10 protein-coding genes are annotated in these 12,000 nt (G+C 65.9%); 7 read left to right on the forward strand and 3 right to left on the reverse strand.

Going from position 1 to position 12,000, the window contains the following annotated elements:
• The first annotated feature begins 144 nt into the window (after nt 1–144).
• On the forward strand, nt 145–1,626 hold the full coding sequence (locus tag QVN30_RS02080; protein WP_289820746.1) for a DUF1846 domain-containing protein: 1,482 nt from the start codon (nt 145–147) through the stop codon (nt 1,624–1,626).
• Between the two features lie 152 nt (nt 1,627–1,778).
• Here the strand turns inward: QVN30_RS02080 and QVN30_RS02085 are convergent, their stop codons facing one another.
• From QVN30_RS02085 to QVN30_RS02095, 3 genes are read right to left on the reverse strand one after another with little or no spacing between them, the layout of a single operon-like run.
• Nucleotides 1,779–2,414 (reverse strand): PrsW family glutamic-type intramembrane protease, encoded by a 636-nt coding sequence (locus QVN30_RS02085; protein WP_087199568.1) that lies wholly within the window; start codon nt 2,412–2,414, stop codon nt 1,779–1,781.
• Nucleotides 2,402–3,106, reverse strand: coding sequence for a hypothetical protein (locus tag QVN30_RS02090; protein WP_087199565.1), 705 nt, complete (start codon nt 3,104–3,106; stop codon nt 2,402–2,404). Before QVN30_RS02090 ends, QVN30_RS02085 begins: the two co-directional genes overlap by 13 nt.
• Before the next feature lie 4 nt (nt 3,107–3,110).
• Entirely contained in the window at nt 3,111–4,394 is a 1,284-nt protein-coding gene (locus QVN30_RS02095) for a hypothetical protein (RefSeq protein WP_289820745.1), read from the reverse strand.
• 301 nt (nt 4,395–4,695) lie between these two features.
• Here QVN30_RS02095 and pyrG point away from each other — a divergent pair, with 301 nt between their 5' ends.
• The 6 genes from pyrG (at nt 4,696) to QVN30_RS02125 (ending at nt 11,938) form a co-directional block, all read left to right on the forward strand.
• Nucleotides 4,696–6,357: a CTP synthase gene (gene pyrG, locus QVN30_RS02100; RefSeq protein WP_289835244.1), complete on the forward strand. Its 1,662-nt coding sequence runs from the start codon at nt 4,696–4,698 to the stop codon at nt 6,355–6,357.
• Nucleotides 6,358–6,370: 13 nt separating this feature from the next.
• Complete coding sequence (gene xerD, locus QVN30_RS02105) at nt 6,371–7,339, forward strand: site-specific tyrosine recombinase XerD (protein ID WP_289835245.1); 969 nt, start codon at nt 6,371–6,373, stop codon at nt 7,337–7,339.
• 726 nt (nt 7,340–8,065) lie between these two features.
• Complete coding sequence (locus QVN30_RS02110; RefSeq protein ID WP_066833023.1) at nt 8,066–8,500, forward strand: division/cell wall cluster transcriptional repressor MraZ; 435 nt, start codon at nt 8,066–8,068, stop codon at nt 8,498–8,500.
• A gap of 27 nt (nt 8,501–8,527) precedes the next feature.
• Nucleotides 8,528–9,493, forward strand: a complete 966-nt coding sequence (gene rsmH, locus QVN30_RS02115; RefSeq protein ID WP_204541747.1) for a 16S rRNA (cytosine(1402)-N(4))-methyltransferase RsmH — start codon at nt 8,528–8,530, stop codon at nt 9,491–9,493.
• A 134-nt stretch (nt 9,494–9,627) separates the two neighbouring features.
• The gene (locus tag QVN30_RS02120) at nt 9,628–10,068 is read left to right on the forward strand and encodes an FtsB/FtsL family cell division protein (RefSeq protein WP_289835246.1); all 441 of its coding nucleotides are present in this window, start codon (nt 9,628–9,630) and stop codon (nt 10,066–10,068) included.
• A 22-nt stretch (nt 10,069–10,090) separates the two neighbouring features.
• Complete coding sequence (locus tag QVN30_RS02125) at nt 10,091–11,938, forward strand: peptidoglycan D,D-transpeptidase FtsI family protein (protein ID WP_289835247.1); 1,848 nt, start codon at nt 10,091–10,093, stop codon at nt 11,936–11,938.
• Nucleotides 11,939–12,000 lie beyond the last annotated feature (62 nt).

Here is a 12,000-nt window from a genome sequence, read left to right on the forward strand (position 1 = left end):
CGCGGCGCACGGCGTGTGTTTTGTCGGCCCGATTCCGCTGCCGGGCGGGCGGCGGCATGCGTCTCGACTATACTTAGGCAGGCTTGTCGCCAGCGGGCGTCGGGCCGAGCCACACAAGCAGACGTCTGAGAGGAGCCCCGCCCAATGCGCCAGGGATTCGATAACGAGAAGTACATCAGCCTGCAAGCGGAACACATCAAGGAGCGCATCGCTCAGTTTGGCGGCAAGCTGTATCTGGAATTCGGCGGCAAGCTCTTCGACGACTACCACGCAAGCCGCGTGCTTCCCGGCTTCGAGCCCGACAGCAAGTTCCGCATGCTCAAGAGCCTGTCGGACGACGTGGAGATCGTCATCGCCATCAACGCGGGCGACATCGAGAAGAACCGCGCGCGCAGCGATCTGGGCATCACTTACGACGAGGACGTGCTGCGCCTGACCGACATCTTCCGCAGCTACGGGTTCCTGGTGAGCTCGGTGGTGCTCACCCAGTATGCCGGCCAGCCCGCTGCCGACCTGTTCCGCCGCCGTCTGGAGGACCTCGGCATCACCTGTTACCTGCACTATCCCATCGAGGGCTATCCGCACGACATCGATCTGGTCGTGTCGGATGCGGGCTACGGCAAAAACGACTACATCGAGACCTCGCGCCCGCTCGTGGTGGTGACCGCCCCGGGCCCCGGCTCGGGCAAGCTCGCCACCTGCCTGTCGCAGCTCTACCACGAGCACAAGCGCGGTATCGAGGCCGGCTACGCCAAGTTCGAGACGTTCCCCATCTGGAACCTTCCGCTGTCGCATCCGGTGAACATCGCCTACGAGGCGGCCACGGTCGATCTGGACGACTCCAACATCATCGACCCGTTCCACCTGGAGGCCTACGGCAAGATGACCGTCAACTACAACCGCGACGTGGAGGCCTTCCCGGTGGTGAAGTCCCTTATGGAGAAGATCATGGGGGAGAGTCCCTACCAGAGCCCCACGGACATGGGCGTCAACATGGCCGGCTACGCCATCGTGGACGACGAGGCCTGCCGCGAGGCCTCCAAGATGGAGATCGTCCGCCGTTACTTCAACGCGGCCGAGCAGGTCAAGCGCACCGGTGCGGGTGCCGAGCAGGTGGACCGCCTGCGCAACATCATGAAGAAGGCCGGCGTGACGAAGGACTACTCGCCTGCGCGCTCCGCCGCGCTGCTGCGCGAGGAGACCACGGGCGCGCCTGCCGGCGCCATGGTCATGCCCGACGGCTCGGTGGTGACTGGCAAGACCTCCACCCGCCTAGGCGCGGCGAGCTCGCTGCTCATGAACGCGCTCAAGGCCGTGACCGGCGTGGACATGGAGACCGAGGTCATCAGCGACGACGCCATCGAGCCCATCCAGCGCCTGAAGACGCACCGCCTGGGCAGCGTCAACCCGCGCCTGCATCCGGACGAGACCCTGATCGCCCTGTCCATCACATCGGCGACCAGCGAGGTCGCCGCCCGCGTGCTCGAGGGCCTGAAGAAGCTGCGCGGCTGCGACGCGTTTTTCTCCGTCATCATCTCGGCCTCCGACGAGGAGCTGCTGCGCAAGCTCGGCATCAACGTGTGCTGCGAGCCCAAGTACGAGCGCAGCGGCATCTACCACAAATGATACGGTGGGGACGGGGTCAAACGTCTCATTTTGCACGGTGAGGCGATGGGCTGTTCCTCACAGGGCATGATGCAAGCGGCCCTCCGTCTGCCACCCCGGTTCGGGGCCGGCGACGGAGGGCCGCATCTCATCTGGATGGAGATTCGGGCGGCTCACGCCTTCGAGCGGCGTCTGCGATGGGCGGCCCACGCGGCGCCCGCAGCGGCATAGGTCGCAAGCGGCAGCGCCAGGCCCGCGAGATACCACGGGTCGGTGGCGCTCACCAGCAGGTTGAATGTCGCATGATAGGTGATGGCGGCGGCGAGCAGGCCGAACGCGCCCGTGTAGAAGAGCTTTTTCTGCTTGTGCACGAACGTGAAGCCCAGACCCACGGTGACGGTGCACAGGCCGTGCACCAGGCTGGTGGCGAGCCCGCGCGTGAGCGCCCAGCTCACGGCGGCGCTATCGCCCACGCTCATCATAAGGTAGGCGTTCTCGGTGATGGCAAAGCCCACGCCGCAGGAGAAGGCGAGCGCGAGCACCTCGGAGCGGCGGTCGCTGCGGGCCGCGGCGTAGATGAGCACGGGGAGTGCCTTCAAGATCTCCTCCACGATGGGCGCCACCGAGAGCGACAGCTCGAGCGACGTGATGCCCAGCGCCTGCCGAATCATGCCGTTCACGGCGCCGGCGCAGACAGCGATGTAAGATCCTGCCAGCAGATAGGTCACAAGCCAGCGCGAGCGTCCCTGCAGGATGGGAAGCATGAGGGCGAGCGGGACCGCGAAGCAGATAAAGGCTATCGAAACCATTTTGCCACCCCAATTCTTGCGAGGGGCAGCGCCGCCAGGACCGCTGCTGCGGTTGTCAAGCAGGCGGCTGCGTGCATGATGCCGCCTGCCGCCGCGAGCAGGACGACGGGCTGCAGGATGCAGATCGCCAGCACGCAGGCGTTGTAGGGGCGCATGACCCGGATGATGCCCATCTCGATATCGGGCAGCACGAGGTGCTTGGCGGCAAAGTAGGAGGTTCCCGCCACCGGGATGAGCGCCAGCGCCATGGGCGCCATGGCATCGCGGGCTCCGGGCAGAAGGAGTGCACCTTCAAGCACGATGAGCACGGGCGCGGCCAGCGCGCCCAGCCGGTAGGGGCGAAGCTTTGGCTCGCGCCCGTCCGCCAGGGTGTCGAGCGCGCCCACGTAGGAGGAGAACAGGAAGAAGAAGGCGCCGGCGTACCCGATGAGCCCGATGGAGAAGCCCGCCTGCCCGGTGACGAGTGGCATGACGGCGCCGGGGTCTGCGGCGGACAGCTGCTTCAAGGCGAGCGCGGGCAGCGCGCCCGAGCTCACCAGGGCCGTCCGCAGGATGTCGTAGAGCGTTCCCATGGCGTAGCAGGCAAACCCGTAGGTCACGATGCGGAAGAACAGCGGGATGCCGCGCTTCGTGCCCTGGACCAGGCCGAAGATCGTCGAGATGAGGGCCGCAGCCCCGATGAGGGTCTGCATGCGGCTACGCCTTCTGCTCGGCCTGCGATGCACGCCGGCGCATGAGGGCATAGATCGCGCCGCCGCCGACCAGCGCGCCCGCGCCGGCACCGACAGCGATCATGCCGAAGCTGTCTCCGGACCCGCCCGAGACGGTTCCCGTGGCGCCCTGCTGAGCCTGCTGGAGTGCCTCGCAGCCCATGGCGAGCTCGTCGAGCGCGGCGTCGATCTGGTCGTTGACGTTCTGGGCATCGGCGCTTGCGGGGTCGAGGTTCTCGAGCTCACTCTTAAGCTCCTCGATCTTGTCGGCGCGCTCCGAGATGAAGGAGACGAGCTCCGACTGCACGGCCAGGATCTGGTCCGCCTCGTCGATGGTCCCGCGGGAGGCAGAGGCCTGCGCCTCCTGGGCATCGGCGACCGCGCTCGCCGCTCCCTGCACGTAGCTGTTGTACTGACCCATGTAATCCTGGGTGAATTCCATCTGCTGCTGGATGTCGGTGCCGAGGTTTTCTTGCATCGCCTCGATATCGGCGATGATTTGGTCGATCTCCTCTTCGGTGTAGCCGTCGGCGGCGTTTTTGGGCGCGGAGAACTCATATTCTGCCTGCGAGGCGAGCTCGGAGATGCTCTGGGGGATCCTGATGCCCTTGAAGCTGGCCGAGGTGACGCTCGTGCGCTGCTCCTCGGTAAGCGTCACGCCGATCGAGGCGGCGATTTCATCTTGGCGGGCCTTGGTCGCCTCGGCAGCGGACGCGACATCATCCGTTTTGGTGACGCCGTGGGACTTCAGATCGTTCTTGAGCTGATTCGATAGCGTGCCGCCGGAGTTCGAAAGCTCGTTGAGCTGCTTGAGGTAGCCGGCGAGCGCTACAAGTTCCGAGACCGAGGACGGATAACTGTTTTTGAGGGCTCTCAGCCCGTTGATCAACTCCGTGCAGGCCCTGCTCTTATCCTGCTGCTCGCGGATCGCCTCGACCTTCTCCATCGCCTGCTGCTTGTTCTGCTGGGCGAGCTGCATCTGGAGCTGGGCGAAGATGAGCTGGGCGTTTTGCCCGGAGTTCAGGAGCGAGTCGAATGGGGACGGGGTCACGCTGAGCGCGCGGGATGCCGCCTCGGTCGCCTGCTGGTTGGTGGGATCTTCCACCATGAGCTCGACTTGCTCGGTTGCCTCCTCGACAATCTGGGTCTCCTCTGTGACGGTCTGCTGGGCGTCTTCGAGCTCGTCGGCGAAGGCGGGCATCGGCGCCGCAAGCGCGCCGATGAGTCCTGCCGTGATGGCGAGCGCTGCAAACGGGGTGCGAAGTTTCATATGGTTCTCCTCTACATGGCCTGGTCGGTTCCGGGTTGACGTTTGCCCTTCGGATGAAGGGCGATTCGGGTGCGTACGGCATGCTGTTGGTGTCGCGCGGGGCATGCATTCGTGCGCATGCACCACATAATAAGGGAGGGGGTACGATCGTGCTCGCCTCGTCACCCATTGGCGTCGTGAGTGCCCCGAGATTTCGAATGAATGAAATCATCGACTTGTGCCGCCGGGCCCTCTGCCCGGTGCTACGATAAAGACCCGTGAAGACAACAGGACTTCGACGGGAAAGCTCAGGTACAAAACAATGGCAAAACACATCTTCGTCACCGGCGGCGTGGTCTCCTCGCTCGGCAAGGGCATCACCGCCGCGTCGCTCGGCCGCCTGCTCAAGAGCCGCGGCTACAAGGTCACCATGCAGAAGGCCGATCCGTATCTAAACGTCGACCCGGGTACGATGAGCCCGTTCCAGCACGGCGAGGTCTTCGTGACCGAAGACGGCTACGAGTCGGATCTCGACCTCGGCCACTACGAGCGCTTCATCGACGAGAACCTCACGCGCAACTCCAACTTCACCACGGGCGCCATCTACCAGAGCCTGATCCACCGCGAGCGCCGCGGCGACTTCTTGGGCGGCACCGTGCAGGTGATCCCGCACGTCACGAACGCCATCAAGGACAAGTTCCGCCGCATCGAGGAGCAGACGGGCGCCGACGTGGTCATCACCGAGCTCGGAGGCACGATCGGCGATATCGAGAGCCAGCCGTTCGTCGAGGCCATCCGCCAGTACCGCAAAGACGTCGGGCCCGAGAACGTCTGCTACATCCACGTGAGCCTCGTTCCCTACATCGCCGCCGCCCACGAGGTCAAGACCAAGCCCACGCAGCACTCCGTCAAGGAGCTCCGCAGCTTCGGCATCCAGCCCGACATCATCGTGCTGCGCAGCGACCACGAGATCGACAACGCCATCCGCACCAAGATCGCGAGCTTCTGCGACGTCGACGACGACTGCGTGTTCACCAACGAGGACTGCGCCTCGATCTACGACGTGCCGCGCCTGCTGGCGGACCAGGACTTCGACCTGCGCGTCTGCGAGCGCCTGGGGCTCGACCCGCGCGAGCGCCACATGGAGGACTGGTACGGCTTCCTGTCCAAGCAGGACCATGCCAACCGCCATGCCGACCGGGTGAAGATCGCCGTGGTGGGCAAGTACACGCAGCTGCCCGACGCCTACCTGTCGGTCATCGAGGCCCTGCACCACGCGGGCATCTTCTTCGACCGCCATGTGGACGTCCAGCTCGTCGATGGCGAGAGCCTCGATGAGGCCAACGTCGACGAGATGCTCGGCGACGCGTCGGGCATCCTCGTCCCCGGCGGTTTCGGCAAGCGCGCGTTCGACGGCAAGATCTGCGCCGCGCGCTACGCCCGCGAGCACAAGATACCGTATCTGGGCCTGTGTCTCGGCATGCAGGTGGCGGTCTGCGAGTTCGCCCGCAACGTCGCCGACCTGGCGGGGGCCAGCTCGTCGGAGTTCGATCCGGATGGTCCGCACTCGGTCATCGACCTCATGGATTCCCAGGAGGACGTGACCGAGAAGGGCGGCACGATGCGCCTGGGCGCCTATCCGTGCAAGCTCGCCGCCGATTCGCTCGCGCGCGAGGCGTACGGCGAGGAGCTCGTCTACGAGCGCCATCGCCATCGCTACGAGTTCAACAACGCCTACCGCGACCAGCTTGAGCACGCCGGCCTGGTCATCTCCGGGGTGAGCCCCGACGAGAGCCTGGTCGAGATGATCGAGCTGCCGCGCGACGTCCACCCGTGGTTCGTGGCGACGCAGGCGCACCCCGAGTTCAAGAGCCGCCCCATCAAGCCGCAGCCGCTGTTCCGCGAATTCGTGCGCGCATCGGTCGCGCAGCATGAGGGGGTCGCCCGCACCGAGGTGAACCCCATCAACCCGGTCGAGCAGTAGGGCGGCGGGCGCTATGGACGGACGGACGCATGCGCCGCGCGGGCCGCGGCGGGGACGCGAGGGCGCATCGCCCGCGCCGCGGACCCCGCTCGAACGCTGCCGCGACGAATACCTCGGGCATCTCGCCGTCGAGCGCGGGCTCTCCCGCAACACGCTCGACGCCTACCGCCGCGACCTCAACGCGTACGTGTCCTATCTGTCCGAGCGCGGCATCGACGAGGTCGATGCCGTCGCGCGCCGCGACATCGAGGATTTCATCGCGGCGCGGCGCGAGGCGGGCTACGCCTCGTCGTCGATCAATCGCACGCTGTCGGCGGTCAAGGGGATGCATCGGTTCCTGATGCGCGAGGGCATGAGCGGGACGCATCCCACCGCCGGCGTGCGCTATGCGCGCCAAGACGACCGCCTACCGGAGTATCTGACCATCGAGCAGGCGACGGCCCTGCTCGACCAGCCGTTTCCCCAGACCGATGCCGGCGTGCGCGACCACGCGATCCTCGAGGTGCTCTACGGATGCGGGGTGCGCGTCAGCGAGCTCACGGGGCTGGACGTGGGCGACCTGTATCTCGATGACGAGTTTCTGCGCGTGACGGGCAAGGGCTCCAAGGAGCGGCTCGTGCCGATCTCCGGCACGGCCGAAAGCGCCCTGCGCTCCTATCTCGCCGACGCGCGCCGCTCGCTTGCCGCCCATGCGCGCAGCGGCGTCTCGGCGGCGGTGTTCCTCAACGCGCGCGGCGGCCGCATCTCGCGCCAGTCGGTGCACACGATCGTGGAGCGCGCGGGAAGGACGGTGGGGATCGAGGGCCTCCATCCCCACATATTGCGGCACTCGTTCGCCACCCATATGCTCGCCGGGGGAGCCGACCTGCGCGTGCTCCAGGAGATCTTGGGCCATGCGAGCATCTCGACGACGCAGGTCTACACCCATGTCGACCGCACCCAGCTGCGCGAGGTCTACCTGGCGGCCCATCCGCGCGCATGAGGGTGCGCTCGCCATGGGGGGCGGGCGCATCCGGCATATCCGCAGAAACCGAATCGACCGGCTCGCCTTGGGCCAAAACCCGTTCATTCATGAATGAACGGGGCCCGTTTTGGCGTTTGCCCAGGATTCGATTTTCTGACACCCCTCTTCATTCATGAATGAAGAGGTCGGCTGTCATCGTTGCTCGATACTGAACGGGTCGACGGGGCCGACCCGGCGCGCGGGGACGCACCCGAGGGACCGTCCTGGGGCGCGCATCGACCGCAGCGCCGGCGCCCCCACGGCGCCCCCACTTCCTCCCACCGGCGTTCCCACTTCCTCCCACTGGTGCCCCGCGGGCGCGCACATCGCTGCAAAAGCGCGAGGTGTAACAACAAAATAGCTGGTCAGAGGCCTACTTTTTCTCCCACCGCGCTGACCTGCGGATTCTCGATTTCGTCACAACTTCGCCCCGCCGGATAAATCGGTTCAACCTCAGCTTGAACGTTATGCTTTGCCGTCTCTCTGGCGAGGGGTGGTGGCTTTTCGTGCTCAAAACACAAGATGTAGTGGTCGGGGCGATGGCGTTCCGAAACCTCTCAACAAGGTTGGGTGGGTTGGTGGGAGCCGATGGGGGAGAAAGTGGGAAAAAGTGTTGCGAAAGGGTTCGAAAGTCCATAAGATTGAAGACGTCGACAGCGGGGTGGCTCCCGCACAAGCCCACGAATCGCCTAAGGGGGTGCGGCGGTGTATCTCACCGGTACCTATGATCGAAACCTCGATGCAAAGGGCCGTCTGTCTCTACCGCCAGCCTTCCGCAAGCAGTTCGACGAGCAGGTGCGCGTGCTGCCCGCTCCTGAAAAGGAGCTCGACGCCCTGTACGTGTTCACCGAGGACACGTTCAAGGCCTGGCTTGACGATGTGTTCCGCGCAAAGGGCGGTTATGACCCCACGAACGGAGAGCATCGCATGGTCAGGGAGGCGCTGAACGGTCAGGCGGCTACACTCGATATCGATTCGGCCGCCCGCATCAGCCTTCCTGAGCCGTATCGCGCTCAGGCCGGTCTCGATCGCGAGGTCACGATCGTCGGCAACGGCGACCGCCTGGTGATCTGGGACCGTGCAAAGCACGAGGCGCGTCAGGCCGCGGTCAAGAACGTGCTGGCGAACTTCTTCGATTAGGGAAGCGGTCCGGAGGAGAACACGAACATGGAGACGGGATCGTTGACATACGAATATCGGCATGAACCTGTCATGCTCAACGAAGTGCTCGAGCAGCTCGCCTTGCACGAGGGGGAGGTCGTGTGCGACTGCACCCTCGGAGGGGCCGGTCACTCGGTCAAGCTGGCCGCTGAGGTCGGTGCGACGGGCCTGCTCCTCGGCATCGATCAGGACGACATGGCGCTGGCCGCGGCGCACGAGCGCCTCGACCGCGAGGCGCCGGGCGTGCCCCGCAAGCTCCTGAAAGGGAACTTCGGGGATCTGGACGAGCTTCTGTGCTCGGCCCAGGTGCCCGGTGTCGACGGCTTCCTGTTCGATCTGGGCGTCTCGAGCCCGCAGCTCGATATCCCTGGCAGGGGCTTCTCGTACCACGAGGACGCCCCACTCGATATGCGGATGGATCCGGGTAACAACACCTTAAACGCAGCTGAGGTCGTGAACACCTACAACGAAGCAGACCTCGCCCGGATTCTTCGCGTCTACGGGGAGGAGAAGTACGCCCGCCAGATCGCGCGCCAGATCGTGCGCAGGAGGGCGGACGCGCCTCTCAAGACCACGGGAGATCTGGTGGAGGCGGTCAAGGCGGGCATTCCCGCCGCGGCCCGGCGCCACGGGGGGCACCCCGCGCGCAAGAGCTTCCAGGCGATCCGCATTGAGGTCAACCATGAGCTCGATGTGCTCGAGCGCGGCCTCGAGGCTGCGGTCAGATGGGCGAATCCGGGAGGGCGCATCTGCGTCATCTCGTACCATTCGCTCGAGGACCGCATCGTCAAGCGGCTGTTCCAGGAGCATAGCCAGGGCTGCATCTGCCCGCCGGATATTCCGGTGTGCGTGTGCGGGCACGTGCCGGTAGTCGAGATCATCACCCGTAAACCGCTGGTTGCGCAGGCCGAGGAGGTCGAACGCAACCCCCGGGCCCGGTCTGCCAAGATCCGCGTGGCGAGGCGCTTGTGACCTTGCGTGCGATCGCGGTGCGGCCATCCCCGAGCGGCAGCATAAACGTACTTTAATCGCACTACTCTTACTTCGAGGGGAATGGGTTGCATACCATGGGTTATCGTCAGTCAAACGCAGCATTCGCCTATGATATGCAACCCGCCGCAACACCGGAGCGCCTCCGCCAGAACGAGGCGCCGCGCGTCGCCGAGCGCCCGAGCCTGCACGTCGTCACCGGCGAGGGCCGCCAGGCCAACCAGGCGGTCAGCCCGGCGTTCGTGAGCGTCATCAAGGTGTGCTGCGTGCTCATCGCCCTGTTCTGCGTCGTCGGCCTGGCCCGCGTCAGCCTGGCGAGCGCGACGGCGGCGACGCTCAACAACAACGCCGCGCTCACCAACGAGCTCGAGACCGGCCGTGACGAGAGCTCCAACCTCGAGGTCATGCAGTCGGTGTACGGTTCCCCCACGCGCATCCGCGACCTCGCGTCCGGTACGCTGGGCATGGTCGATGCCGAGAACACCGTCGAACTCGACCTTTCCGGTTCGGCCGCATCGTCTGCCACCGAGGGCCAGCCGTCCGCAGACCAGCAGTAGGAGCCGCAAGAGGGGCGCATCTATGGCACAGAACAGAAACGGATACGGTCGCGACCGCTACGGGAGCGACCGCTTTGCTGACCGTCGCTTTGGCGACGGTCGTTTTGACTACGGTTCCCGCGAGCGCCGCGACCGCGCCTCGGCGCGCGCCGCCCGCGGGGGAGGCAGCCGGCGCGGCCGCGGCGGCTCAGGTGCGGGAGGCACCGCATCGGACGGCGCGCTCATGTCCCGCCGCACAATCGTGAAGGGCCTGCTGGGTGCGTTTTCGCTCGCGGGCGTCTTCAAGCTCTCGCAGCACCAGATCTTCTACCACGACGTCAACATGGAGCGCCTCGAGGCGCGCCGCATCGCCAACTCGACGCTGCACGCCAAGCGCGGCACGCTCTACGACCGCAACGGCAACGTGCTCGCGGCGAGCGAGGAGTGCAGCAACATCGCGCTCAACACGTACAACATCGAGGACAAGAAGAAGGTCGCAAGCGCGCTCGTGAAGCACCTGGGCGTCGAGAAGAGCTTCGCGAACGACAAGGTCAACGAGGAGACCACCTGGACCTACGTGGCGCTCAAGGTCGACCAGGACGTGGCCGACGCCCTCATGGAGGAGGGCCTTGCGGGCATCGAGTTCGAGCAGACGATCAAGCGCGTCTACCCGTACGGCCAGCTCGCCTCGCAGGTGCTCGGCGTCGTCAACACCGACAACGAGGGCATCACGGGCCTGGAGCTGCAGTACGAGCAGGACCTGCGGGGCGAAGACGGCTGGATCGCGCGCGAGCGCGGCGCCGACGGCAGCTATATCGCCGGAGGCGCCTACGAGAAGCAGGCGGCGGTCGACGGCGACGACCTGGTGCTCACGCTCGACATCAACATCCAGCGCGAGGCGGAGGAGGCGCTTGCCGAGGCGGTGGCCAACAGCGGCGCCTACCACGGGTCCATCATCGTGACCGACCCCACGAGCGGCGAGATCTTCGCGGCCTGCTCGTACCCCACCTACAACCAGGCCGACCTGTCGACCGCGCGCGCCGAGGACATGAACCTGCGCGTGGTGACCGACGCCTACGAGCCCGGCAGCGTCTTCAAGGCGCTCGTGAGCGGCATGGCGATCGATCTGGGCGTGGCCGACGTGGACACGACGTTCGACGTGCCACCCGTGGTGCTCGCCGGCGACGACGAGGTCACCGACGTCGACGACCGCGACTACGCGATGACCATGACGCTGCGCGAGATCATGCGCCGCTCGTCGAACACGGGCATGATCCTGGTGGGCGAGAAGGTCGGCGCCGACAACTTCGCCGAGTATCTCGACCGCTACGAGATCGGCCATGCGTCGGGCATCGACTTTCCGGGCGAAAACACCGGTATCGTGCGCTCGCGCGACGAATACGACGGCGCGAGCGTGGCGGCCATGTCGTTCGGCCAGTCGGTCTCGGTGGCGCCGGTCGAGCTGACGCGCGCGATCTCGGCCATCTCCAACAAGGGCATCATGACCACGCCCCACTTCCTCATGGCCAAGAAGGGCGTGAAGGTCGATTGGTCCGCGCACGACAAGCAGGTGCTCTCCGAGGAGACGGCGACCAAGGTCGCGGACATGATGCTCACCGTCGTGGACGAGGGCACCGGAGAGCTCGGCCAGGTCGAGGGCTACGAGGTGTCGGGCAAGACGGGCACCGGACAGCGCGCGAGCGAGACCGGCGGCTACGAGCTCGGGAGGTACCTGGCGTCGTTCATGGGGTTCGCCCCGACGAAGGACCCGAAGGTGCAGGTCTACGTCACGCTCGACGGCACGGGGTACACCTCGGTCGCGGCGGCCCAGCCCTTCGCGACCGTCATGGGTGCGGCCCTGCAGGCACTTGGCGTCAAGCCGACCCGCTAGGCAACGTCCGCTTGGCGCGTGTTGGGTCGGGCTCGCTTGCGCTCATGTCGACGGCGCGAGCA

Source organism: Collinsella ihumii (assembly GCF_030385545.1).
Taxonomy (GTDB): Bacteria; Actinomycetota; Coriobacteriia; order Coriobacteriales; family Coriobacteriaceae; genus Collinsella; species Collinsella ihumii.

Excerpts from the sequence above, each read along its gene's own strand:
- QVN30_RS02080 (WP_289820746.1), top strand. The coding sequence starts at position 145 with ATGCGCCAGGGATTCGATAACGAGAAGTACATCAGCCTGCAAGCGGAA.
- QVN30_RS02085 (WP_087199568.1), bottom strand. The coding sequence starts at position 2,414 with ATGGTTTCGATAGCCTTTATCTGCTTCGCGGTCCCGCTCGCCCTCATG.
- QVN30_RS02090 (WP_087199565.1), bottom strand. The coding sequence starts at position 3,106 with ATGCAGACCCTCATCGGGGCTGCGGCCCTCATCTCGACGATCTTCGGC.
- QVN30_RS02095 (WP_289820745.1), bottom strand. The coding sequence starts at position 4,394 with ATGAAACTTCGCACCCCGTTTGCAGCGCTCGCCATCACGGCAGGACTC.
- pyrG (WP_289835244.1), top strand. The coding sequence starts at position 4,696 with ATGGCAAAACACATCTTCGTCACCGGCGGCGTGGTCTCCTCGCTCGGC.
- xerD (WP_289835245.1), top strand. The coding sequence starts at position 6,371 with ATGGACGGACGGACGCATGCGCCGCGCGGGCCGCGGCGGGGACGCGAG.
- rsmH (WP_204541747.1), top strand. The coding sequence starts at position 8,528 with ATGGAGACGGGATCGTTGACATACGAATATCGGCATGAACCTGTCATG.
- QVN30_RS02120 (WP_289835246.1), top strand. The coding sequence starts at position 9,628 with ATGCAACCCGCCGCAACACCGGAGCGCCTCCGCCAGAACGAGGCGCCG.
- QVN30_RS02125 (WP_289835247.1), top strand. The coding sequence starts at position 10,091 with ATGGCACAGAACAGAAACGGATACGGTCGCGACCGCTACGGGAGCGAC.